The sequence below is a fragment of the Arthrobacter arabinosi genome (assembly GCF_054511115.1).
On the sequence record NZ_JBTNDF010000001.1, the window covers coordinates 627,980 to 651,391 of the forward strand.

At 69.9% G+C, this 23,412-nt stretch carries 17 protein-coding genes, 1 tRNA gene and 1 pseudogene; 5 read left to right on the forward strand and 14 right to left on the reverse strand.

From position 1 onward, the window contains the following. Positions 1 to 161 precede the first annotated feature (161 nt). Together ACX80P_RS02970 and polA are read right to left on the reverse strand one after the other, a co-directional pair. Positions 162 to 1,484 (reverse strand): GNAT family N-acetyltransferase, encoded by a 1,323-nt coding sequence (locus ACX80P_RS02970; protein WP_459276534.1) that lies wholly within the window; start codon positions 1,482 to 1,484, stop codon positions 162 to 164. 76 nt (positions 1,485 to 1,560) lie between these two features. After that, positions 1,561 to 4,371: a DNA polymerase I gene (gene polA / locus ACX80P_RS02975; protein WP_459276535.1), complete on the reverse strand. Its 2,811-nt coding sequence runs from the start codon at positions 4,369 to 4,371 to the stop codon at positions 1,561 to 1,563. Here polA and ACX80P_RS02980 point away from each other — a divergent pair. Then, positions 4,370 to 4,858, forward strand: coding sequence for a hotdog fold thioesterase (locus ACX80P_RS02980; RefSeq protein WP_459276536.1), 489 nt, complete (start codon positions 4,370 to 4,372; stop codon positions 4,856 to 4,858). The two genes, polA and ACX80P_RS02980, sit on opposite strands and share 2 nt — an antisense overlap. A gap of 169 nt (positions 4,859 to 5,027) precedes the next feature. After that, positions 5,028 to 5,207: a hypothetical protein gene (locus ACX80P_RS02985; protein WP_459276537.1), complete on the forward strand. Its 180-nt coding sequence runs from the start codon at positions 5,028 to 5,030 to the stop codon at positions 5,205 to 5,207. Between the two features lie 76 nt (positions 5,208 to 5,283). On the opposite strand, the gene ACX80P_RS02990 is transcribed toward ACX80P_RS02985, so the two are convergent. Continuing rightward, positions 5,284 to 5,667: a response regulator transcription factor gene (locus tag ACX80P_RS02990; RefSeq protein ID WP_459276538.1), complete on the reverse strand. Its 384-nt coding sequence runs from the start codon at positions 5,665 to 5,667 to the stop codon at positions 5,284 to 5,286. 120 nt (positions 5,668 to 5,787) lie between these two features. Beyond that, complete coding sequence (gene ligD, locus ACX80P_RS02995) at positions 5,788 to 6,810, reverse strand: non-homologous end-joining DNA ligase (RefSeq protein WP_459276539.1); 1,023 nt, start codon at positions 6,808 to 6,810, stop codon at positions 5,788 to 5,790. An 89-nt stretch (positions 6,811 to 6,899) separates the two neighbouring features. Here ligD and ACX80P_RS03000 point away from each other — a divergent pair. Together ACX80P_RS03000 and ACX80P_RS03005 are read left to right on the forward strand one after the other, a co-directional pair. Next, positions 6,900 to 7,369 (forward strand): annotated as a pseudogene (locus tag ACX80P_RS03000) (DUF6448 family protein). A gap of 250 nt (positions 7,370 to 7,619) precedes the next feature. Beyond that, positions 7,620 to 8,867, forward strand: coding sequence for a hypothetical protein (locus tag ACX80P_RS03005; protein WP_459276540.1), 1,248 nt, complete (start codon positions 7,620 to 7,622; stop codon positions 8,865 to 8,867). Between the two features lie 87 nt (positions 8,868 to 8,954). On the opposite strand, the gene ACX80P_RS03010 is transcribed toward ACX80P_RS03005, so the two are convergent. Both ACX80P_RS03010 and ACX80P_RS03015 read right to left on the reverse strand, forming a co-directional pair. Next, entirely contained in the window at positions 8,955 to 9,635 is a 681-nt protein-coding gene (locus ACX80P_RS03010; RefSeq protein ID WP_459276541.1) for a hypothetical protein, read from the reverse strand. Between the two features lie 229 nt (positions 9,636 to 9,864). Beyond that, positions 9,865 to 9,946: transfer RNA gene (locus ACX80P_RS03015), tRNA-Leu, on the reverse strand. Between the two features lie 144 nt (positions 9,947 to 10,090). Here ACX80P_RS03015 and ACX80P_RS03020 point away from each other — a divergent pair. Beyond that, positions 10,091 to 10,693, forward strand: a complete 603-nt coding sequence (locus tag ACX80P_RS03020) for an ANTAR domain-containing response regulator (RefSeq protein WP_459276542.1) — start codon at positions 10,091 to 10,093, stop codon at positions 10,691 to 10,693. Between the two features lie 78 nt (positions 10,694 to 10,771). Here the strand turns inward: ACX80P_RS03020 and pyk are convergent, their stop codons facing one another. The 8 genes from pyk to ACX80P_RS03060 all read right to left on the reverse strand — a co-directional run bounded on the left by pyk (position 10,772) and on the right by ACX80P_RS03060 (position 23,337). Next, positions 10,772 to 12,262 carry a pyruvate kinase gene (pyk, locus tag ACX80P_RS03025; RefSeq protein WP_459276543.1) on the reverse strand — a complete coding sequence of 497 codons (1,491 nt, stop codon included), beginning with the start codon at positions 12,260 to 12,262 and terminating at the stop codon, positions 10,772 to 10,774. A gap of 46 nt (positions 12,263 to 12,308) precedes the next feature. Further along, on the reverse strand, positions 12,309 to 13,766 hold the full coding sequence (gene gltD, locus ACX80P_RS03030) for a glutamate synthase subunit beta (protein WP_459276544.1): 1,458 nt from the start codon (positions 13,764 to 13,766) through the stop codon (positions 12,309 to 12,311). Beyond that, positions 13,759 to 18,402 carry a glutamate synthase large subunit gene (gene gltB, locus ACX80P_RS03035; RefSeq protein ID WP_459276545.1) on the reverse strand — a complete coding sequence of 1,548 codons (4,644 nt, stop codon included), beginning with the start codon at positions 18,400 to 18,402 and terminating at the stop codon, positions 13,759 to 13,761. The genes gltD and gltB overlap by 8 nt, the downstream gene beginning before the upstream one ends. Positions 18,403 to 18,734: 332 nt before the next feature. Then, positions 18,735 to 19,868, reverse strand: a complete 1,134-nt coding sequence (gene lgt / locus ACX80P_RS03040; protein WP_459276546.1) for a prolipoprotein diacylglyceryl transferase — start codon at positions 19,866 to 19,868, stop codon at positions 18,735 to 18,737. Continuing rightward, complete coding sequence (gene trpA, locus ACX80P_RS03045) at positions 19,865 to 20,698, reverse strand: tryptophan synthase subunit alpha (RefSeq protein WP_459276547.1); 834 nt, start codon at positions 20,696 to 20,698, stop codon at positions 19,865 to 19,867. Before trpA ends, lgt begins: the two co-directional genes overlap by 4 nt. Beyond that, on the reverse strand, positions 20,695 to 22,050 hold the full coding sequence (gene trpB, locus ACX80P_RS03050; RefSeq protein WP_459276788.1) for a tryptophan synthase subunit beta: 1,356 nt from the start codon (positions 22,048 to 22,050) through the stop codon (positions 20,695 to 20,697). Before trpB ends, trpA begins: the two co-directional genes overlap by 4 nt. A 153-nt stretch (positions 22,051 to 22,203) precedes the next feature. Further along, positions 22,204 to 23,031, reverse strand: coding sequence for an indole-3-glycerol phosphate synthase TrpC (gene trpC, locus ACX80P_RS03055; protein ID WP_459276548.1), 828 nt, complete (start codon positions 23,029 to 23,031; stop codon positions 22,204 to 22,206). Next, the gene (locus ACX80P_RS03060; protein ID WP_459276549.1) at positions 23,032 to 23,337 is read right to left on the reverse strand and encodes an HGxxPAAW family protein; all 306 of its coding nucleotides are present in this window, start codon (positions 23,335 to 23,337) and stop codon (positions 23,032 to 23,034) included. Positions 23,338 to 23,412 lie beyond the last annotated feature (75 nt).

Genomic DNA, 23,412 nt, shown 5'->3' on the forward strand with positions numbered 1-23,412 from the left:
TTCAGGAGTGGTGGCGCACCCTCGTGGACCGCCGGCTCGCACCGGGACACACCAGAGCGCACTACGCGCCTGTCCAGTCTAGCCCGGGCCCCCAACACCGTCAAAGCAGCACGGACCTCCCGGCGCCACCTGCCGACGCCGGGCACGGGGCGCCGCGGGCCCTAGAAATGCGTGATGCAGTACGGGTCCTGCGGGCGCCCGAGGAGTGTGTCGAGGACGTCGACGGCGCCGTCCGCGTGGGTGGTCAGTCCGCCGGCAGCCTCGAGCCTGGAGGCCTGCACCCCGCCGAGGTACAGGGAGCCGAGCGCGTTGACGGTCAGCGTGACGTCCGGGACGGCTGCCGCGTCCGCCCGCTCGACCTGCCCGACGCCGTCGACGACGGTCAGCACGTACACGCCGTCGGCGATCCCGTGGTCGTCGAGCAGCTCCAGGACCACCGTGCCGCTGCCCCGGTAGGACCGCTTCCCGAGCGCCGCCGGCACGTCGAGCAGCCGGACCCAGAGCACGTCGTCGGTGCCCTTGACCTGGTAGCAGCGCCGGTCCCGGAGCGCCCACGGCAGGGCGTCGTCGCGCCTCGCGCCGTCCCAGGTGATCCGTTCCACGAGGTCGAGCGATCCGAGGTAGCGCCACAGCTCGAGGTAGGCCGACGGCGTCGCGGCCACCAGGTCGACGATCTTCATCGTGTACGGCGTGGTCTCCCACCCGGCGAAGCGGTAGCTCACGAACCCGGCCGGCTGCCCGGCGGCGTCGTAGTGGACCGCCATGCGCACCGCGCGGTCCTCGACGGGGCGGTCGCGGCCCCAGGCCCCCGTGACGCGCCGGGAGACCGCGTACTGCCGGCCGACGGAGCCGAAGGTCACGGCCTGGAAGCCGTCGAAGATCTTCTCGGCGAGGTTCACGGCGTGCTCGCCGGCGACGAGCGCCGTCGTCCCGGTCCGCGGCGCGGTGACCTCGAAGCGCTCGCGCACGTCGACCTCGATGCTGTGGGTGAAGGTGGCGCAGCCGAAGCCGAAGCGCCCGTAGATCGTGGCCTCCGACGCCGTGAGGATCGCCAGCGGGAGTCCGCGGTCCTTCGCCTCCCGCAGGTCGCGCATCATCAGGGAGCGGAGGATCCCGTTGCGCCGGTGGCTGGTCCGGACCGTCACCGCCGTGATCTGGTGGGCGTCGATCTGCGCGGCGCCGACGTTGAGCGGGTGCACCATGGTGCCGTAGGTGGCGACGGGGTGGCCTGCGCCGAGCGCCTCGGCGGGCTGGGCGCTGTCGTGGACACCCCACAGCACGCGCCGGTCCGCCCGGTACGCCGCGAGGTACTGCGGGAGGTCCTCGGGATCGACCGTCTCCTCGTGGAAGCCGATGCTCTCGACGTCGAGCCACTTCGCGAAGCGGCCCTCGGTCGTAGCGTCCTCGTCGGCCGCGGGGGTGAAGATCTCCGTGGTCAGGGTCGGCTGGTGGGAGGTCGGTGCGGGTGCTGTGTACTGGCTCACAGTCCCCCAGCCTAGACGGGAGCGTCCGGCCCGCACCAGCACGACGCCGGCGGACGGACTGCGCCGCCCCCGACGATCAGTGCGCGGCGTCGTGCCAGCTCGCCCCCGTGCCCACGGAGACGTCGAGCGGGACGGAGAGGTCCGCGGCGCCGCCCATCTCCGCGCGCACCAGCGCCTCGACCTCCTCGCGCTCCCCCTCGGCGATCTCGAGGACGAGTTCGTCGTGCACCTGCAGCAGCATGCGGGACCCCAGCCCCTGCCGGGTCAGGGCGTCGTCGACGCCGAGCATCGCCTTCTTGATGATGTCCGCTGCGGACCCCTGGATGGGTGCGTTGAGCGCCGCGCGCTCGGCCATCTCGCGGAGCTGCCGGTTGTCGCTCGACAGGTCCGGCAGGTAGCGGCGCCGCCCCTCGATGGTGGAGGTGAAGCCGTCCTTGCGGGCCTGCTCGACGATGCCCCGCAGGTAGTCGCGCACCGCCCCGAACCGTTCGAAGTAGTCGCGCATGAGGGTGCGCGCCTCGTCCACGGAGATGTTGAGCTGCTTCGAGAGCCCGAACGAGCTCAGCCCGTACACCAGCCCGTAGGACATGGCCTTGACCTTCGAGCGCATGGCGTTGGTGACCTCCTCGGGTGCGACGCCGAAGATGTGCGAGCCGACGAACCGGTGCAGGTCCTCGCCCTCCTGGAAGGCCGAGATGAGACCCTCGTCGCCGGAGAGGTGCGCCATGATGCGCATCTCGATCTGGGAGTAGTCGGCCGTCATCAGGCTCTCGTACTTCTCCCCGTTGCGGCCCTGCCCGACGACGAACACCTCGCGGATGCGGCGCCCCTCGTCCGAGCGGACGGGGATGTTCTGCAGGTTCGGGTTCGTCGAGGACAGCCGACCGGTCGCCGCGATGGTCTGCAGGTACGTGGTGTGGATGCGACCGTCGTCCCCCACCGCCTTCCGCAGGCCCTCGACGGTCTGGCGCAGCTTCATGGCGTCGCGGTATGCGAGGAGCTGCTCGAGGAACGGGTGGCCCGTCTTCGTGATGAGGTCCGTGAGGGCGTCGGCGTCCGTGGAGAACCCGGTCTTGATCTTCTTGGTCTTCGGCAGTCCGAGCTCGTCGAACAGGACGGTCTGCAGCTGCTTGGGCGAGCCGAGGTTGATCTCCTTGCCGATGATCCGGTAGGCCTCCGCCCCGGCAGCGCCGATCGTCTTCGAGAAGTCGTCGTACAACCGGTCCAGGCCCTCGACCGAGACGGCGACGCCCGTGAGTTCCATGCGGGCCAGCACTTCGGCGAGCGGGAGTTCCAGGCCGCCGAGGAGCTGGTTCGCGCCGCGCTCGACGAGCTGCCCGGCGAAGTGCTCACTGAGCTGCAGCGCCGCGTAGGCTGCCACCACGGCGGGCGAGGCGACGTCGTTGCCGCCCAGGTCCAGGGCCTGCTGCCCCGAGGAGTCGTCGGCGGACGCCGTGATGGACAGGCGCAGGTGGTACTGGGCGAGGTCCGCGAGGTCGTAGCTGCGGCGGTCGGGCTGGATGAGGTACCCCGAGATCGCGGTGTCGTCGATCTCCCCTGCGAGCACGAAGCCGCGGGCGGAGAGGAGCTTGAGCACGGCCTTGAAGTCGTGGACGATCTTTGGCGCATCCCTGTCCGCCAGCCACGCCCCCAGCACCCGCTCGGCGTCGGCATCCAGCTGCTCGAGCGGGATGAAGGCAGCCTGCAGGCTCGTGACGACGGCGATCCCGACGACGTCCGTGGCGCCCGCCGTCGTCTCCGTCGCGAGCGCGACCGACGCCAGCGCCTGGTTGGTCGCGTTGAACCAGTGCGTGAGGCCGTCGGCGTCGTGGAGCATCTCGTGGGCGGGCGCGTGCTGCTCGTCGGCCTCGTCCTCCGTCTCCTCCTCGCCGAAGAGGTCGAAGAGGCGCTTGCGCAGCGTGTTGAACTGCAGGGCGTCGAAGAGGTCCTCGACGGCGGAGCGGTCGGGGTGCTGGGAGACCATGGCGTCGAGATCCACGGGCAGGTCGAGGTCGGTGAGCAGGCGGTTCAGGCGGCGGTTGCGCTTCACGTCCTCGATGTTGGTCCGCAGCGCATCCCCGACCTTCCCGCCGATCTTGTCGAGGTTCTCGAGGATGCCCTCGAGGCCGCCGTAGAGCTTGATCCACTTGGCCGCGGTCTTCGGGCCGACGCCGGGCACGCCGGGCAGGTTGTCGGCGCTCTCCCCCACCAGCGCGGCGAGGTCCGAGTACTGGTGGGGCGGGACGAAGTACTTCTCCTCGATGGCCTGCGCGTCCATCTGCGGGATGTTGGTGACGCCCTGCTTCGGGTACAGCACGGTGACGCGGTCGTTGACGAGCTGGAAGGCGTCGCGGTCGCCGCTGACCACCTGCACGTCCCAGTCGGCCGCGGCCGCCTGGTGGGCCAGGGTCGCCAGGATGTCGTCGGCCTCGTAGCCGTCCATCGAGATCGTGGGGATGCGCATGGCCTCCATGACCTTGATGATGAGGTCCACCTGGCCGTGGAACTCCTCGGGCGTCTTGTTCCGGCCGCCCTTGTACTCGGTGTACTCCTCCGAGCGGAACGTCGGGGTGTCGAGGTCGAACGCCACGGCCACGTGACTCGGCTTCTGGTCCTTGATGAGGTTGATGAGCATCGCCGTGAAGCCGTACACCGCGTTGGTGTGCTGCCCGGTGTCGGTCGAGAAGTTCTCGGCCGGCAGGGCGTAGAAGGCCCGGAACGCCATCGAGTGCCCGTCGATAACGAGGAGCCGGTTCCGTGAGCCGTCGCTGCGGCGCGCCGGTGCCGTGTCCAGCGGTACCTCCGGGGCGATGTCGGAGGGAGGGGCGACGGTCAGGGTCGCGGCGGGCTTGGCTGTTTCACTCACAGGTGCCAGCCTAGTTCCCATGACAGACAACCGCACCCGGACCGACACCCCCTCCACGCCCTCCGAGGACCGGCTGGCCGAACTGGTGGCCGCCGGGGTACCTGCCGAGATGCACGGGTGGCTCGGGCGCTACGGGGTGGGTGCGCTGACCGTGAAAATGGGCATCGTCTTCACCGAGATGAGCGCCGAACGCATGGTCGCGACCATGCCCGTCGAGGGCAACCAGCAGGTAGCCGGGATCCTGCACGGCGGCGCCCACGTGGTGCTCGCGGAGACCCTCGGGTCCTTCGCCGCGGGACTCCACGCCGGCCCCGGACGCCAGGCGGTCGGGATCGAGGTCGGGGCGACCCACCATCGCAGCGCGCACTCTGGCCTCGTGACCGGCACGGCCACGGCCATCCACCTCGGCAGGACCCTGACGACCCACGAGGTGGTCATGACGGACGAGCAGGGCCGGCGACTGTCCACTGCCCGGATCACGAACATGATCCGCGACGACCGCGGCTGAGCGCACCGTCCCTTCCGCACCTCGTCGTGCCCGGACAGCACCCGGACAGCACCCGGACGCAACCCCCGCGTGGGCCGGGCCGATCCGTTGCCGTGCCCCGGACCCCCTGCCTACCGTGGACCGTGGGCGGACGTGCCGTCCGATGATCGGACCGACCGGACGGAAACCCATGGCCGACAAGAAACTGAAGACCCTCGCCGCCCTCCTCGCTGCGGGCAGCCTCTTCCTCGGCGGGTGCGACCTCGGGAACCAGGACAGCGACAACACCGGGACGGACACCGGCAACTACGACGACAACAACGGGATCGACACCGACGTCGGCGACGACGCCCGCGGCGGGGACAACTGATGGGCGGTCGGCGCACTGCGTGAGGCGGGGTCCGTCACGGCCGGGGCGCGGAGCCACTGAGCGGTGGCGCTCCGGCTCAGCCGTGGGGCGCCGCGATCCCTTCCTCGATGTGCCGGCGGAGTTCGGCGGGCCGGAAGGGCTTGCGCAGGTAGCGGTCGGCCCCGGCGTCGAAGCCGCGCTTCTCGTCGGATGCGTCGGCGCGTGCGGTCAGCATGACGATGAACGTCGTCGAGAAGCGGCGGATCCGCCGCGCCACTTCGAAGCCGTCGATGTCCGGCAGCCCGACGTCGAGGGTGACGACATCGGGGCGGAGCCGGCGGACCATCTCCACGCCGGCAAGTCCTGCGGGTGCCGTGTGGACGCGGAAACCCGCTCCGGTCAGCACGGTGTGCAGCAGATCCCGGACGTCGTCGTCGTCCTCGATGACCACGGCGGTGCGGGCGGCATCTGTGCTGGTCATACCACCGAGCTTACTCCGGGGAGGTGCTGCACCCGACCCCTCCCGGCCCCTCCCGGCCCCCCTGTGGAGGTCCTCCCGTGGAGGTCCTCCCGTGCAGCGAGGGCAGGATCGTCGGCGGGGTCAGGCGCGGTTCCGCGCGCGGCTCGGCTGGACCCTCATGGGCTCACCGGGCATCTTCGGGAAGTCCGGTGGGAACGGGAGCTCGCCGAGGCCATCGGCGAGGTCGCGGTCCCACCAGCCGCGCAGGACGTCGATGCTGCCCGGCTCGGCGTGCAGGTCCTCCCACGGGTCACCGACCGTCCTCAGCCGGTCCGGCACGGTCGCGATCGTGAAGGCGGCGGGGTCGACGCCGTCCAGTTCGTCCCAGGTCACGGGGCAGGACACCGGGGCGTGCGGCAGTGCCCGCGGACTGTAGGCGCCGGCCATGGTGCGGTCGCGGTTCGCCTGGTTGTAATCGACGAAGATGCGCGCCCCCCGCTCCTCCTTCCACCACGCCGTCGTGACCCGCTCCGGCATCCGGCGCTCCAGTTCGCGGGCTGCGGCGATGACGGCATGGCGGACCTCGAGGAACTCGTGGACCGGCTCGATCGGCGCGAAGACGTGCAGGCCGCGGTTGCCGGAGGTCTTCACGAAGCACGGCAGGCCCGCCTCACCCAGCACGGAGCGCAGCTCGTGGGCGGCGGCGATGACGTCCGCGAAGGTGGTGCCCGGTTGCGGGTCGAGGTCGATGCGCAGTTCGTCGGGCAGGTCCGGCGCCTCGGCCCGCGAGGCCCAGGGGTGGAAGACGACCGTGTTCATCTGGGCAGCCCAGATGATGGACGCGGGCTCGTCGAGGACGAGCTGCGGGTGCGAGCGTCCGCTGGGGTAGGTGACCACGATGCTGCGCACGTAGTCGGGGGCGCCCTTGGGAGGGTTCTTGCTGAAGAAGAACTCGCCGTCCACGTCGCCGCCGAAGCGCTGCAGCGAGACGGGACGCCCGCCGTTCGCCCGGAGGAACGCGGGCGCGACCTCCACGAGGTACCGCGCGAGATCGAGCTTCGTGAGTCCCGCCTGGGGCCAGAGGACACGGGACGGACTCGATACCCGGACGGATCGCACGCCGTCCGGTCCGTCGACGTCGAGGATCATCGCTTCGCTGGCCATGGGCTCAATGTACCCCCGGGTCCCGGCGGGCAGTAGCCGGCCCCCCGTCGGGTGGGCCTTTCGGCCCTACGCTCCCCCTGGGTCTCGGGATGAGGGGGGAACCGCCGGTCCCGCCCCGGCGCGACCGACCGGATGATGGACCAGGGAGAGGAGACACCGTGCCCCCGCACTGCGACTCACTGGATGGCCCGGTGGTGGGCGCCGCGCGTCGAGCACTCGAGGACGCCGACGTCCGCCTCGTCACGCCGTTCGCCCATCCCGAGGCCGAAGCCGAGATCCGCACCACCTTCGATACGGTGATGCCCGTCCGGGCCCTGTCCCGGCCGCAGCCGACGTGGCGGACCGCCTCTTCTTCGAGACCGTCGTCCGCCTCCACCGCGCAGGTGAGGGCGCCCCCTACACGGGTCTGAAACCCGCCGGGCTCTCCGTGGGACCGGTCATCCCGCTCGCCGAACGCGCGGTCGAGACCGGTTCGGTCGACGAGGTCGAGGCCTACCTGGTCGCGGCGCTGCTGCGGACACGCCTTCTACTGCCCGTCCTGTGGTCCTCTTTAGGGTAGGCGCACCGGTTGACACGCCCAGTGGGCGGATTTAGGTTGTGGTGGCCAGGGGAGAGTGCGGCCGGGAGCCGCCGCCTGGAATCGAATTGTCGCCGAGCAGGCACCGCGTTCTCGGCTCGTCACGACAGGGCGCTTTCCGTGAGGCCCTGCCTCCTATCGGGGAACAATCATGACCGACTTCATCCGCTGACATTTCTGCGAGGGCACCGTCATGCGTCTGCTACGCCTTTTCATCGCTCTACTATTCGCGGTGGCCGTCACCATCGCGCTCCCCGTCCCCGCGCAGGCCGTCGATGTCGGAGTGCCTGGGCCGTCGTACGCAGGCGATGGCGTTGCGACCCCGACTGCGGACAAGGCCCAGAGCAAGCTCTGGTTCCAGGACGGGAGGTGGTGGGGGCTGTTGTGGAGCGCGTCCGCAGATGCGACGACGATCCACCGGCTCGACGTCGCGACGCAGGCGTGGCAGGAGACCGGCACGGTTGTCGACGCGCGTCCCAGCGCGCGCGGTGACGCGCTCTGGGACGCGAAGGACGGCAAGCTCTACGTCGTATCGGGGACGACCGTGTTCTCGGAGTGGAGCTCGCCGCCCTCGCAGGGGGCGGTGACTTCCGGGTCCGCAGACCTTCACCGCTTCAGCTACGACGCGTCGACGGGGACCTACGCGGAAGACGCCGGATTCCCCGTCACCCTCCACCGCGGGAGCACGGAGTCGATCACGCTGGCCAAGGACTCGATCGGCAAGCTCTGGGTCACCTACACGGCGGTCTCGGCCGACAACAGCAACCGTGTCTATGTCAACCATTCGACGACGAGCGACACCGCGTGGGGGACGCCGTTCGTCCTACCGACAACCAACGCCCGGGTGCACCACGACGATATCTCCGCGATCTCGTCCTTCGGGGGCGACAGGATCGGAATCATGTGGAGCAACCAGCGGCCGGGGCACAAGAAGTTCTACCTGGCCACCCACCAGGACGGTCAGCCGGAGAACTTGTGGCAGACGGAAGTGGCCCACGGCGGAGGAAAGAACTGCACCGGAGGATGCGCGAACGACCATCTGAACCTCCGGCAATTGACGAGTGATGGCAGCGGCCGCCTCTTTGCTGCGATCAAGACGGCCAATCGGAACGCCGGTCAGACGCTGGTGGCGCTCCTGGTGCGCGATGGCAAGGGCAAATGGACCAGCGCGGAGTTCGGTGCTGTGGAGGACCTGCATACCCGGCCCATGGTCATGATCGACGAGCAGCACCGCCAGGTCTGGATGTTCGCGGTCGCGCCGGAGGAGGGCGGCACCATCTACTACAAGAAGGCGCCCATCGACGACGTTTCCTTCCCGCCCGGGGCCGGCACGCCCATCATCAGCAGCAGTACCGACACGGAGATCAACGACCCCACATCGACGAAGCAGAACGTCAACGGTCAGACCGGCCTCGTGGTGCTGGCGTCCTCGAAAGCCAGTGACCGGTACTGGCACGCCTACACCGGTCTTCCGAACTGACTTACACCGCATGGTGGCGGGGCGGTGCTCAGGCGATCTCCTCGGCGTCCCGCGTTCGACTCCGTCGGTTCGACTCCGTCGGTCCGACTACCCCGGGAATCCGAAACAGGGGTAGAACTCCTCCACACCCGGTCGGGCGATCTCGATGCACCGGGCCTTCACCCTCTCCAGGAGCGCGTCGCTGTCGGTACCGGCCACCGACAGCCCGTCGACCGTGACCGACACGTTCGCCGATGCGGCGCGCATCAGGTTGTTGTCGGTCGAGTTGACGTTGCCTACTCCTGGAAAGCGCACGTGTGAATGGCGGGTGTCATGCTCCAGCGGTCCGGTCCCCGCCCACGAGGCCGAGAGGTCGATGGAGACCGGGTTGCCGACGCCGTCGGTGCCGGGCATCCGGGTGGTGATGGACGCGGTGGTGAGTCGCGGATCCACGACCAGGGGTGCCATGGTCTGGCCGTCCGCCTGGAACAGCACCGTTCCCCCACCCGCCGCGGCAGTGATCCCGCCGGGTACCGCCGTACAGACATCGGTCACTCGGACGAACACCGCGGTCAGACCCTGCTTGTTCACGGGACCGGGCTGGGCAGCGTATTGCCCGACGCTCGAGGAGACGAAGACTTCGGTCCGCTCGCAGCCGACGGTCTGATCGAGGGTTGCAGATGCGTGGGAGGACGAGATCGTGTGGTAGATGTTCGGAGCAGCTGCGGCGGGCACTGCGGCCAGACCGACCACCGCCAGCGACGACAGGCCGATGAGCAAGCGTTTCATGACGACTCCTATCAGCAGCAATCGATGCCTGCATTGGTGACCCACCGGACAGGGATCTGCCGGAGGAGACCGGTCACCGGGAGCCACATCATAGGACCGTTCTGGGAGGACGGTAAGAGCCGATCGGCCTTCGCCGAGTCCGCGGGATGTCTGCAGGAGGAACGGGCCGTCCGGCACTCCGACCGGGAGGCTTCGCCCGCCTCACCTCGCCCGCCCTGGGCGAACACGGTGCCCGAAGTGGGACTCGAACCCACACACCTCTCGATACTGCATTTTGAGTGCAGCGCGTCTGCCAATTCCGCCATTCGGGCCGTACCTGCCGCGGCAGCGGGGAGGAAGGACTTCCTGGACCGCCGGTGCGCGAATCCACTCTACATGCCGATAGGCTGGTTCCGGGAACGGAAGCACACCCTCCCCCCGGACCCTCCGCACGCCGTCATCACCAAGGAGCAACAGTGTCTGAACCCACCGAATCCACGCCCGCCGGGCCCGCACGCCGGGTCGTCGTGGCCGAGGACGAGACGCTCATCCGGCTCGACATCATCGAGATCCTGCGCGGGGAGGGTTACGAGGTCGTGGGCGAGGCGGACAACGGCGAGAAGGCCGTCGCACTCGCCATGGAGCACAAGCCGGACCTCGTGCTCATGGACGTGAAGATGCCCGTCATGGACGGCATCACCGCCGCCGAGCAGATCGTCAAGGCGCGCATCGCGCCCGTCGTCCTGCTCACGGCGTTCAGCCAGAAGGAGCTCATCGAGCGGGCCCGGGAGGCCGGCGCCATGGCGTACGTGGTCAAGCCGTTCACCCCCGCCGACCTCATCCCGGCCATCGAGATCGCGATGTCCCGCCACGAGGAGATCAAGGCCCTCGAGGCGGAGGTGACCGACCTGCAGGAGCAGTTCGCCACGCGCAAGCTCGTCGAGCGTGCCAAGAGCCTCCTCACCACGAAGATGGGCCTCACCGAGCCCGAGGCGTTCCGCTGGATCCAGAAGACCTCCATGGACCGCCGCCTCAGCATGCGCGAGGTCGCGGAAACCATCATCAACCAGGTCAACTGACCGCACTCCGCCCGTCCGAACGGAAAGGAACCCCTCCCGACCCGGGAGGGGTTCCTTTCGTCTGTGACACGGGTCAGGCTACTTCTTCTTGACGGGCCAGGGGCCGACGCCTTCCTTGATGTAGGACGTGTGGTCGTCGGGGAGCTGCCCGGCGTCCGTGATGTCGCCGACACGGTGGACCTTGAGGGAGTTGGTCGACCCGGCCTGTCCGGGAGGGGACCCGGCGGCGATGACGACGAGGTCGTCCACCTCGACGAGGCCCTGCTCGAAGAGGACGCGGTCCACCTGGGCCGTCATCTGGTCGGTGTGCTCCACGAACTCGACGAGCTTGGGCTGGACGCCCCAGATGAGGGACATGGCGTTCAGCGTCGACTGCACGGGGGTGAAGGCGAAGACCGGCTTCTTGGGGCGCAGGCGGGAGAGGCGGCGGGCGGAGTCGCCGGACTGCGTGAAGGTGCAGATGTATTTGGCGTCGAGCTGGTCGGAGATCTCGACGGCGGCACGGGTGATCGCACCGCCGCGGGTCTTCGGCTTGCTGCCGAGCGGCGGCACCCGCTCGAGGCCGTGGCGTTCGGTGGACTCGATGATGTCCGCCATGGTGCGGACCGTCTCCATCGGGTACTTGCCCACGCTGGTCTCGCCCGAGAGCATGACGGCGTCCGCGCCGTCGAGCACGGCGTTGGCGCAGTCGGAGGCCTCGGCGCGTGTGGGGCGCGGGTTGTCGATCATGGACTCGAGGACCTGCGTGGCCACGATGACGGGCTTCGCCCAGCGGCGGGCGAGTTCGACGGCGCGCTTCTGCACGATCGGGACGTCCTGCAGCGGCAGTTCGACGCCGAGGTCTCCTCGGGCCACCATGATGGCGTCGAACGCGTCGATGATCTCCTCGAGGGCGTCGACGGCCTGGGGCTTCTCGATCTTCGCGATGACGGGGACGCGGCGTCCCTCCTCGTCCATGATCTCGTGGACGCGCTTGACGTCGCCTGCGTCGCGGACGAAGGACAGGGCGACCATGTCGACGCCGGTCTGGATGGCCCAGCGGAGGTCGTCCTCGTCCTTCTCGCTGAGGGCGGGCACGTTGACGGCCACGCCCGGCAGGTTGATGCCCTTGTTGTTCGAGACCATGCCGCCGATGACGACCTCGGTGGCGACCTTGACGTCGTCGACGGCGGTGGCGCGGAGTGTGACCTTGCCGTCGTCGATGAGCAGGAGGTCGCCGACGTTGACGTCGTGGGGCAGGCCCTTGAACGTCGTGGAGCAGATCTCCTTGGTGCCCTCGATGTCCTCGACGGTGATGGTGAAGACGTCGCCGGGGGCCAGCGAGTGGGGGCCGTCGGCGAACCGGCCGAGGCGGATCTTCGGGCCCTGGAGGTCCGCGAAGATGCCCACGGGCTTGCCGAGTTCCGCCGAGGCGCGGCGGACGTTCTGGTAGGTGATGCTGTGCACGGCGTAATCGCCGTGGCTCATGTTCATCCGGGCAACGTCGACGCCCGCCTCGAGCACAGCGAGAGTGTTCTCATAGCTGGCGATTGCGGGGCCGAATGTTGCAACGATTTTTGCGCGTCTCATGGAACCTAGCCTAGTCGTGTTTGGTCGGGGGAACGGGCGGAGCCGGTCAGAGGACGGCGATGGAGCGGTCGCTCGGAGCGACGGGCGCGGGCAGCCGCGTGGATCCCATGAGCCACTGGTCCACCGCGGCGGCGCAGGCGCGGCCCTCGGCGATGGCCCAGACGATCAGCGACTGGCCGCGGCCGGCGTCGCCCGCCGAGAACACGCCGGGCGTGTTCGTCATGTAGTAGCCGTCGCGTGCCAGGTTCCCGCGGTCGTCGAACTCCGCCTCGACCTGCTCGGTGATCCCGGCGGGCTCGGCCCCCGTGAACCCGAGCGAGAGGAACACGAGGTCCGCAGGGATCTCGTGCTCCGTCCCGGCCTTCGGCACGCGGCGGCCGTCCACGAACTCGGTCTCCGCGACCCGGATGCCGCGCAGCACCCCGTTGTCCCCCACGAACTCGACGGTGGACGCCAGGTAGCGGCGCTCACCGCCCTCCTCGTGGGCGCTGGCGATGTCGAAGAGGGTCGGGAAGGTCGGCCACGGCTGGTCCGGGCGCCGCTCGGTGGACGGCTGCTGGCCGATCGCGAGCGTCGCGACGGATGCGGCCTTCTGGCGGTGCGCCGTGCCCAGGCAGTCGGCGCCGGTGTCGCCGCCGCCGAGGATGACGACGTGCTTGCCCTCGGCGTGGATCTGGTCCTCGACCGCTTCTCCGGCGACCACGCGGTTGGCCTGCACGAGGTAGTCCATGGCGAAGTGCACTCCTGCGAGGTCCCGCCCCGGGATGGGCAGGTCGCGCGGCACGGTGGCCCCGGTGGCGACGATCACGGCGTCGTAGCGCCGCTTGAGCTGACCCCAGCTGATGTCCTTGCCGACGTCGACGCCCGTGCGGAAGCGGGTCCCTTCGGCCGTCATCTGGTCCAGGCGCCGCTCGAGGTGGATCTTCTCCATCTTGAAGTCGGGGATCCCGTAGCGCAGCAGGCCGCCGATGCGGTCGTCACGCTCGTACACCGCGACGGTGTGCCCGGCGCGGGTGAGCTGCTGGGCGGCGGCGAGGCCGGCGGGTCCGGACCCGACGACGGCGATGGTGCGTCCCGTGAGGCGCTCCGGCGGGTGCGGCTCCACCCAGCCCTCCGCGAAGGCCTGGTCGGCGATGGACACCTCGACCTGCTTGATCGTGACCGGGTCCTGGTTGATGCCGAGCACGCACGACGACTCGCACGGCGCGGGGCAGAGCCTGCCGGTGAACTCGGGGAAGTTGTTCGTCGCGTGGAGTCGCTCGATCGCCTCGCGGCCCTTGTCGCGGAACGTGAGGTCGTTCCACTCGGGGATGAGGTTGCCGAGCGGGCACCCCTGATGACAGAACGGGATGCCGCAGTCCATGCAGCGGCCTGCCTGCGCCGTCAGGACGCCCTTCTCCTGCGCCTCGTACACTTCCTTCCAGTCCATGATGCGCACGGGCACGGGACGGCGGGGCTGGGTCTGGCGCTCGCGCACCTTCAGAAATCCGCGTGGGTCAGCCACCGGTTACCTCCAGGATCTTGGTCCACGCCTCTTCGCCGTCGGGGTCGAGGCCCTGCTCGACGGCGGTGGCGCGGGCGTCCAGCACGGCGGCGTAATCGCGCGGCAGGACCTTGGTGAATCGTGCGATGGTGTCCTCGAAGGAGCCGAGGAGGCTCTCGGCGAGGCTCGACTCGGTCTCCTCGACGTGCCGGATCAGCAGCTGCCGGACGATCTCGATGTCCTCTGCGTCGAGGCCGACGAGCAGCAGTTCGCCGTTCTCCAGGCTCTGCCGGTTGACGCGGGCGCGGTCGAGGTCCAGCACGAAGGCCGTACCCCCGGACATGCCCGCACCGAAGTTGCGCCCGGTCCGGCCGAGGATCAGCGCCTGGCCGCCCGTCATGTACTCGCAGCCGTGGTCGCCGATGCCCTCGGCGACGGCCGTCGCCCCGGAGTTCCGGACGAGGAAGCGCTCCCCCACCTGCCCGCGCAGGAACATCTCGCCGCTGGTCGCCCCGTAGCCGATGACGTTGCCGGCGATCACGTTGTGGTCGGCGCGGAACACGTTGGCGCGGTCCGGGCGGACGATGATGCGGCCGCCGGACAGGCCCTTGCCCACGTAGTCGTTGGAGTCGCCGAGGAGCCGCAGGGTGATGCCGGCCGGCAGGAAGGCGCCGAGCGACTGCCCGGCCTGGCCGGTGAGCGTGACGTCGATGGTGTTGGTGGGCAGGGTGTCCAGGCCGAAGGTGCGTGTCACCTCGTGGCCGAGCATGGTGCCCACCGAACGGTCCGTGTTGACGACGTCCACGGAGATACGGACGGGTGCGCGGTGCTGCAGGGCGTCGGCGCTCATCTCGATGAGCTTGTTGTCGAAGTGCTGGTCCAGTTCGTGGTTCTGCTGCAGCATGTTCCGCCTGGGCTCGCCCGTCCCGAACTCGTTGCCGCGCAGGATCGGGTCGAGGTCCAGGCCGTCGGCCTTCCAGTGCTGGATCGCCTTGCGGGCGTCGAGCAGCTCGCTGTGGCCGATGGCTTCCTCGAGGGTCCGGAAGCCGAGTTCGGCGAGGAGTTCGCGGACCTCCTCGGCGATGAACTCGAAGAAGTTGACCACGAACTCCGGCTTGCCCGTGTAGCGGCTGCGGAGTTCCGGGTTCTGCGTCGCGACACCCACCGGGCAGGTGTCCAGGTGGCACACGCGCATCATGATGCAGCCGGACACCACGAGCGGCGCGGTGGCGAACCCGAACTCCTCGCCGCCGAGCAGGGCGGCGATGACGACGTCGCGCCCCGTCTTGAGCTGGCCGTCCACCTGGACCACCACGCGGTCGCGGAGGCCGTTGAGCATCAGCGTCTGCTGGGTCTCGGCCAGGCCGAGCTCCCACGGGATGCCGGCGTGCTTGAGGGAGTTCAGCGGGCTGGCCCCGGTGCCGCCGTCGTGCCCGGAGACCAGGACGACGTCGGCCTTGGCCTTCGTGACGCCCGCCGCGACCGTGCCGATGCCGACCTCGGACACGAGCTTCACGTGGACGCGCGCGCTCGGGTTGGACCGCTTGAGGTCGTAGATGAGCTGGGCGAGGTCCTCGATCGAGTAGATGTCGTGGTGCGGCGGCGGTGAGATCAGGGCCACGCCCGGCGTGGAGTGCCGCGTGCGGGCGATCCACGGGTAGACCTTCTGGCTCATGAGCTGTCCGCCCTCGCCGGGCTTGGCCCCCTGCGCCATCTTGATCTGGATGTCGTCCGCGTTGGTCAGGTAGAGGCTCGTGACGCCGAACCGGCCGGAGGCCACCTGCTTGATGGCGGAGCGCCGCTCGGGGTCCAGGAGGCGCTCGACGTCCTCGCCGCCCTCGCCCGTGTTCGACTTCGCGCCGAGGCGGTTCATCGCGATGGCGAGCGTCTCGTGCGCTTCCTTCGAGATGGAGCCGTAGCTCATGGCGCCGGTGGAGAAGCGCTTGACGATGGACGAGACGGGCTCCACCTCGTCGATGGAGATCGGCTCGCGTGCGTCACCGCGGAGTTCCAGCATCCCGCGCAGCGTCATGAGGTCCTTGGACTGGTCGTCCACCCCCCGCGTGTAGGCCTTGAAGATGTCGTAGCGGCGCTCCCGCGTGGCGTGCTGCAGCCGGAAGACGGTCTCGGGGTTGAACAGGTGCGGGGGGCCCTCCCGGCGCCACTGGTACTCGCCGCCGTTGTCGAGCCCGTGGTGCGGGTCCTCGATGCCGTCCTCGGGATAGGCGCTCTCGTGCCGGGCCGCGGTCTCCGCGGCGACGACGTCGAGGCCCACTCCCCCGAGCTGGGTCTGGGTGCCGTGGAAGTACTCGTCGACGAGTTCCTGCGACAGCCCGAGCGCCTCGAACGTCTGGGCGCCGCAGTAGGAGCTGACGGTGGAGATGCCCATCTTGGACATGATCTTCAGGACACCCTTGCCGAGGCCCTTGATGAGGTGCGCGACGGCGTCCTCCGCGGAGACACCGGTGATGTCGCCGTTGCGGACGAGTTCCTCGCAGCTCTCCATCGCCAGGTACGGGTTGACGGCGGAGGCGCCGTACCCGATCAGCACCGCGACGTGGTGGACCTCGCGCACGTCGCCGGCTTCGACGACGAGGGACGTCTTGGTGCGCGTGGCGCTCCTGAGGAGGTGGTGGTGCACGGCGCTGGTCAGCAGCAGGGACGGGATGGGCGCCCACTGCGCGTTCGAGTCGCGGTCGGAGAGCACCACGTACTCGACGCCGCGGTTGAGCGCGCTGGAGACCTGCTCGCAGATCTCCGCGAGGCGGGCGCGCAGGGCGGCCTCGCCGCCGTCGTGCCGGTACAGTCCGCGGACGCGGACGGTCAGCCGGTCGCCGTCGTCGGTCTCGAGGTTGGCGATCTTCGCCAGCTCGTCGTTGGTGATGACGGGGAACTTCAGCGCGATCTGCTTGGAACGGACCCGGCCGGTGGACAGCAGGTTGCCGTCGGGGCCGATGGTGACGCCCATGGAGGTGACGAGTTCCTCGCGGATGGAATCGAGCGGCGGATTGGTGACCTGCGCGAAGGACTGCACGAAGTAGTCGAAGAGCAGGCGCGGGCGCTTGGACAGCACGGCGATGGGCGTGTCCGAGCCCATCGCACCGAGGGGCTCCGCGCCGTTCTTCGCCATGGGGCCGAGCAGGATGCGCAGCTCTTCCTGGGTGTAGCCGAACGTGCGCTGGCGCCGGCTGATGGACGCCTTGGTGTGGATGACGTGCTCGCGCTCGGGGAGGTCCTCGAGCTGGATCAGGTTCTCCTTGACCCACTCGCCCCACGGGTTCGCGGCGGCGATCTCCGCCTTGATCTCCTGGTCCTCGATGAGCCGTCCGGCCTCGGTGTCGACGAGGAACATCTTGCCCGGCGAGACGCGGCCCTTGCGGACCACGCGGGAGGGGTCGACGTCGAGCACGCCCACCTCGGAGGCGAGGATGACGAGGCCGTCCTCGGTGACCCAGTAGCGGGCGGGGCGGAGGCCGTTGCGGTCGAGGACGGCGCCGACGAGGCGGCCGTCCGTGAAGGACACGGCGGCGGGGCCGTCCCACGGCTCCATGAGCATGGAGTGGTACTGGTAGAAGGCGCGGCGCGCGGGATCCATGGTGGCGTGGTTCTCCCACGCCTCGGGGATCATCATCATGATCGAGTGCGTTATCGGGCGTCCGGAGAGGGTCAGGAGCTCGGCGACCTCGTCGAACGTCGCCGAGTCGGAGGCGCCCGGCGTGCAGATGGGGTAGAGCTCCTCCGGGTCGTCCCCGAGCAGCGGGTTGGACAGCTGCGACTGCCGCGCGCGCATCCAGTTGCGGTTGCCCTTCACCGTGTTGATCTCCCCGTTGTGGGCGATGGTGCGGAACGGCTGGGCGAGCGGCCAGGAGGGGAACGTGTTGGTGGAGAACCGCGAGTGGACGATGCCGAGGCAGGTCTTGAAGCGCTCGTCGGAGAGGTCGGGGTAGAACGGCTCGAGCTGCGCGGTGGTCAGCATGCCCTTGTAGACGATGGTCCGGGAGGACAGGGACGGGAAGTACACGCCGTACTTGTTCTGGGCGCGCTTCCGCACCCGGAACGCCTTCGCGTCGAGGTCGGAGGCGTCGCCGTCCAGGGGTGCGAGGAACAGCTGGACGAAGTGCGGCATGCACGCGCGGGCCATCGCGCCGACGAGGTCCGCGACGACGGGCACCGGCCGCCAGCCGAGCACCTCCAGCCCTTCGGCCTCGGCGAGGGATTCGAGGCCGGCGCGCGCGGTCGCCTGCTCCTTGCCCTCGGTGGGGAGGAAGGCGGTGCCGACGACGTAGGCGCCGGGGGCGGGGAGCCGGAAGTCGACGACGGCACGGAAGAACTCGTCGGGGATCTGGGTCAGCAGGCCGGCGCCGTCGCCGGTCCCCTCGTCCGCTCCGACCGCGCCGCGGTGCTCGAGGTTGCGCAGCGCGGTCAGGGCGGCGTCCACGATGTCGTGTCCGGGTTCTCCGCGCAGGGTCGCGATGACGGCGAGCCCGCAGGCGTCCTTCTCGTTCTCGGGGTTGTACAGGCCCGTGGCTTCGGGCACGGATGCGAACCGCGTGAAGGGTGAGACCACGGACGCGTCATCCGTACCGGGCGTCGTGCTCTCCGGTGTCGTCGGTGCTGGTGCGGGCCCGGTGGGTCGTCCTGGCGTCAAAGCAGTCATCAGATAAGGATCCTTCCCCCATGATGGAGCGTCGGGAGGGGACAGCCTTGGCCCCGCGGCGCCGCTGTGAGGGAGCGGTCGCCGTCATGTGTATCTCGAGTCCCGGCACCTCCGCCGCTGATGCCCGGCGCTGTCGGCGGGCACGTGCCGCGGGCGTCCGGCGCCTGTGGCGTCGATGCCGGTGCGGGCCTGGAGGGTGATCCGGCCGTAGCACCTGGGGTCCACAACAGTGTGGTGTTGCGTCCTTGAGGGGCGGTGGCCCGGGGACTGCGTTCGGGGACCGAATCCCGCGGCTCCGCCTGCGCGGGGCCCCGAGTACGTGGATCGTCTACTCAGGAGCCGTCTGTTTCGGACAGATTACCACGGCGATTCGGCCCGCTCCGCCCCGTGTCCGAGGCGTGGCCCCCTGTGGCTGAAGCGTTACGGGAAGCACCCTCCGGCTCCTCCCGGGAGAGGTGGGCGGACCCCGGTCCGGCGGTCGGCTGCGGGTCGGCGGAGGCGTCCTCGCGCCCGGCGGCCGTGCCCTCGGCGGTCTCCGTACCCCGGGCGTCGACAGCAGCCGCGGCGTCGTCGTTCCCGGCGGCGACCGGCGTGTGTTCGCGTCCCGGCAGGTAGACCGACGGCGCGTCGACGGGACCCCGCCGGACGGACAGGTAGACGAGGACGGCCAGGGACACGAGGAAGACGGCGATGCTGGTCCACACGTTCAGGCGCTGGGTGATCCCGAAGAGGGTGACCATCTCGGCGTCGTCGATGCGGAGCGTCTCGATCCACACGCGGCCGAGCGTGTAGTAGGCCGCGTAGAGCCAGAACATGCGGCCCCCGCGGAGGCGGATCTTCCGCGAGAGCAGCAGCAGGAGGGCCACACCGGCGAGGTTCCAGAGGAGCTCGTAGAGGAACGTGGGGTGGAAGAGCGTGCCGGGTTCCGCACCGGAAGGGAAGTTCGGGCTGTCGGCGTCGATCTCGAGACCCCACGGCAGCGTGGTGGGTGCGCCGAAGAGTTCCTGGTTGAACCAGTTGCCGAGGCGTCCGACGGCCTGGGCGAGCAGGACACCGGGCGCTGCGGCGTCGGCGAAGGCGGAGAGCTTGACGCCCGCACGCCGCGCGCCGATCCAGGCGCCGACGGCCCCGAGGGCGATCGCACCCCAGATGCCGAGGCCGCCCTGCCAGATCTGCGGGATGCGTGCGAGGTCCCCGTCCGGGCCGAAGTAGGCGTCCGGGGAGGAGAACACGTGGTAGAGCCGCCCGCCGACGATGCCGAACGGGATGGCCCAGATGGCGATGTCCCAGACCGCGTCCGCGTGGCCACCGAAGGAGACGAAACGCTTCTGGGTGAGGAGGAGCGCGAGGATGATGCCGGCGAGGATGCACAGGGCGTACGCGTGGATGGTGACGGGACCGAGCCCGAAGCTCGCCCACTCCGCGGGCGGGCTGGGGATCGAGGCTGCGAGGCGTCCGCCGGTCACGCGGGTGCCTTGCCGGTGCCGGTGCTCAGTTCGCGTGTGAGCTCGGCGACGGCGTCGACCCCGCCGTCCCGCAGCGCGGCGACGAGGGCCGTGCCCACGATGACGCCGTCGGCGTAGGCGCCGATCTCACGGACCTGGGCAGAGGACGAGACCCCGAGACCCACGCACACCCGCTCGGCTCCGGCGTCGTGGGCGGCGTCGACGACGGCCCGCGCGGCGGCGCCGACCGAGGTCCTCGCTCCGGTCACGCCCATCACCGACACGGCGTAGACGAAGCCCCTGCTGGCGTCGACGGTGTTCTGCATCCGCTGCGGGGAGGTGGACGGTGCCACGAGGAATACGCGGTCGAGGCCGAGCTGGTCGGAGACCTCGAGCCATTCGGAGGCCTCGTCGGGGATGAGGTCCGGCGTGATGAGTCCGGCGCCGCCCGCTGCTGCGAGGCGCTCGGCGAACGCGCGGACGCCCATCCGCATGACGGGGTTCCAGTAGGTCATGACGAGGACGGCGGCGTCGGTGGCGCTCGTGATGCCGGCGACGACGTCGAAGATCCGGGGCACGGTGAAGCCGTTGGCGAGGGCCTCGACCGTCGCCTCCTGGATGACGTGCCCATCCATGACCGGGTCCGAGTACGGGATGCCGATCTCGATGAGGTCCACGCCGTTCTCCGCCATGGCGATGCCGGCGTCGATGGTGGTCTGCACGTCGGGGAAGCCGGCGGGCAGGTAGCCGATGAGCGCAGCGCGGCCTTCGCTGCGGGCCTTCTCGATGGCGGCCGCGGCCTTGGACCCGGTGGAGGGCCCGGCCGAGGGGGCGGTGGGGTGCGTGGTCACAGCTGTTCACCCTCCTGGGCGATTTCCTGCTCGGCACTGTCGTCCGGGAGGAGGTCGAAGTATTCGGCGGCGGTCGCCACGTCCTTGTCGCCGCGGCCGGAGAGGTTGACGACGACGATCTTGTCCGATGCCTGCTCCCCCGGTCCGAGGTCCGCCGCGAGGCGCCGGCCGATCTTCATGGCGCCGGCGAGGGCGTGCGCGGTCTCGATGGCCGGGATGATGCCTTCGGTCTGGCTGAGGATCTTGAAGGCCTCCATCGCCTCGGCATCGGTGATGGGCTCGTAGTGGGCCCGGCCGATGTCGGCGAGGTAGGCGTGTTCGGGACCGACGCCCGGGTAGTCCAGGCCTGCCGAGATGGAGTGGGACTCCATCGTCTGGCCGTCCTCGTCCTGCATGAGGTAGGACCGCGCGCCGTGGAGCACCCCGGGGCGGCCCAGCGTGATCGTGGCCGCGTGGCGGCCGGTGTCGACGCCGTCGCCGCCCGCCTCGAAGCCGTACAGGGCCACGTCGCGGTCGTCGAGGAAGCCATGGAACATGCCGATGGCGTTCGAGCCGCCGCCGACGCACGCGCAGACGGCGTCGGGCAGCTTGCCCGTCTGCTCGAGGATCTGCTCCCTCGCCTCCTCGCCGATGACCTCGTGGAAGTAGCGCACCATGGACGGGAACGGGTGGGCGCCGGCGGCGGTGCCGAGGAGGTAGTGGGTGGTCCCCACGTTCGCCACCCAGTCGCGCAGGGCCTCGTTGATGGCGTCCTTCAGGGTCTGGGAGCCGTTCGTCACGGGGATGACCGTCGCGCCGAGCAGCTGCATCCGTGCGACGTTCAGCGCCTGGCGGCGCGTGTCCTCGGCGCCCATGTAGACGACGCACTCGAGGCCGAGCAGGGCTGCGGCGGTCGCGCTGGCCACGCCGTGCTGGCCGGCACCGGTCTCGGCGATGACGCGGGTCTTGCCCATGCGCTTGGCGATCAGGGCCTGGCCCAGCACGTTGTTGATCTTGTGGGACCCGGTGTGGTTCAGGTCCTCGCGCTTGAGGAAGACGCGCACCCCGCCGCAGTGTTCGGCGAAGCGCTGCGCCTCGGTCAGCAGGGACGGGCGGCCCGCGTAGTTCCTGTTGAGCTCGGCGACCTGCGCCGTGAACTCGGGGTCGGCCTTGGCCTTGTCGAAGGTGTCCTGCAGCTCGTCGAGCGCGGCGATGAGCGACTCGGGCATCCAGCGCCCGCCGTAGGAGCCGAAGTAGGGACCGGGGGCGTGGCGGAGGCTTTCGTCATGGCTGAGGAAGGCCTCGGCCGTCCCGGCGTCGATGGTGTTCGCTGCTCCGGCGTCCGTGCCGTCCCGGCCCGTGTCCTGATGCATATCGGTCATGACTTCAGCGTTCCTGTCCTGTTGGTCCTGACCGGGACGGCGGCGCCGTCCTGGTCCTCGCGGACCGGGGGTGGCCGGTCCGTGTACTGCTCGATGGCCGCGGGCCGCCGGATGGGACCGGCGGGCCGGGCCGGAGACGGTCCGTCAGCCGCGTGCCGGCGTGTCCATGCCTCGCCACGCCTCGAGGCCCGCGCGCTTGAACGCGGTGATGGTCGCCGCCGGGTCGCTGTGGCGGACGAGCGCCTCCCCCACCAGGACGGCGTGTGCACCACTGGCGGCGTAGTCGGCGACGTCGGCGGCGTCCCGCACGCCCGATTCGGCGATGACGACGGTCCCCGCCGGGATGAGGTGCGCCAGCTCCGCGAAGACCCCGCGGTGGATGTCCAGCGTCTTCAGGTTGCGGACGTTGACGCCGATGATCGTGGCGCCGGCGGCCACGGCGCGCCGGACCTCGTCCTCGGTGTGCGTCTCGACGATCGCGTTCATCCCGAGGCGGCGCGTGAGCGCGAGGAACGCGCCCAGGTCCTCGTCGGTGAGCGCGGCGACGATGAGCAGGACGACGTCGGCGCCGTGGGCCCGCGCCTCCCAGATCTGGTACTCGTCCACCGTGAAGTCCTTGCGCAGCACGGGGAGGGTCACGGCGGAGCGGACGGCGTCGAGGTCGGCGAGGGATCCGCCGAAGCGCCGCTGCTCGGTGAGCACGGAGATGACGGCCGCTCCCCCGTCCTCGTATTCGGCTGCCAGGGCGGCCGGGTCGGCGATGGCGGCGAGGGCGCCCTTGGAGGGGCTGCTGCGCTTCACCTCGGCGACGACGGCCACGGCCCCGCCGCGACCGGCGCCGAGGGCCTCGAAGGCATCGTGCGGCGCGGGGGCTGCGAGGGCGGCCGTACGGACGTCGTCGAGGGGCAGCTCGCGCCGGCGCTCCTCGAGGTCCTCGCGGACGCCGTCGATGATGTCGTCGAGGACGGTCATCTAGTGGCCGTTGTTCTTGAGCTTCGATCCACCCACGCCGTAGCCGATCTTGCGCAGGATGAAGCCCACGATCAAGCCGACGAACATGACGCCGATCCCGCCCCAGAACAGGAGGGTGCCGAAGTCGTGGTTGCCCTCGGTGCTGGCGAGGATGTAGGCGAAGGAGGCGATGGCGGCACCGACCAGCATGATCAGCACGCACGTCCACGCGGCGGGGCTGTTGCCGTGGCCGATCGTCTCGTCATTCATCTGGGCGTGGGTCGCCGGGGTGTTGCGGGTGGCGCTGGCGCTGGTGTCGGATGCCATGGGTAATCTCCTTCGAACGGGTCCTGTCCCATTCTGCCATTGATGGAACGCCGCGGCGGAACGCGGGCCGGTCCC

Excerpts from the sequence above, each read along its gene's own strand:
- ACX80P_RS02985 (WP_459276537.1), top strand. The coding sequence starts at position 5,028 with ATGGCCGACAAGAAACTGAAGACCCTCGCCGCCCTCCTCGCTGCGGGC.
- ACX80P_RS03010 (WP_459276541.1), bottom strand. The coding sequence starts at position 9,635 with ATGAAACGCTTGCTCATCGGCCTGTCGTCGCTGGCGGTGGTCGGTCTG.
- trpB (WP_459276788.1), bottom strand. The coding sequence starts at position 22,050 with ATGCATCAGGACACGGGCCGGGACGGCACGGACGCCGGAGCAGCGAAC.
- pyk (WP_459276543.1), bottom strand. The coding sequence starts at position 12,262 with ATGAGACGCGCAAAAATCGTTGCAACATTCGGCCCCGCAATCGCCAGC.
- trpC (WP_459276548.1), bottom strand. The coding sequence starts at position 23,031 with ATGACCGTCCTCGACGACATCATCGACGGCGTCCGCGAGGACCTCGAG.
- ligD (WP_459276539.1), bottom strand. The coding sequence starts at position 6,810 with ATGGCCAGCGAAGCGATGATCCTCGACGTCGACGGACCGGACGGCGTG.
- ACX80P_RS02980 (WP_459276536.1), top strand. The coding sequence starts at position 4,370 with ATGACAGACAACCGCACCCGGACCGACACCCCCTCCACGCCCTCCGAG.
- polA (WP_459276535.1), bottom strand. The coding sequence starts at position 4,371 with ATGGGAACTAGGCTGGCACCTGTGAGTGAAACAGCCAAGCCCGCCGCG.
- ACX80P_RS03060 (WP_459276549.1), bottom strand. The coding sequence starts at position 23,337 with ATGGCATCCGACACCAGCGCCAGCGCCACCCGCAACACCCCGGCGACC.
- gltB (WP_459276545.1), bottom strand. The coding sequence starts at position 18,402 with ATGACTGCTTTGACGCCAGGACGACCCACCGGGCCCGCACCAGCACCG.
- ACX80P_RS02990 (WP_459276538.1), bottom strand. The coding sequence starts at position 5,667 with ATGACCAGCACAGATGCCGCCCGCACCGCCGTGGTCATCGAGGACGAC.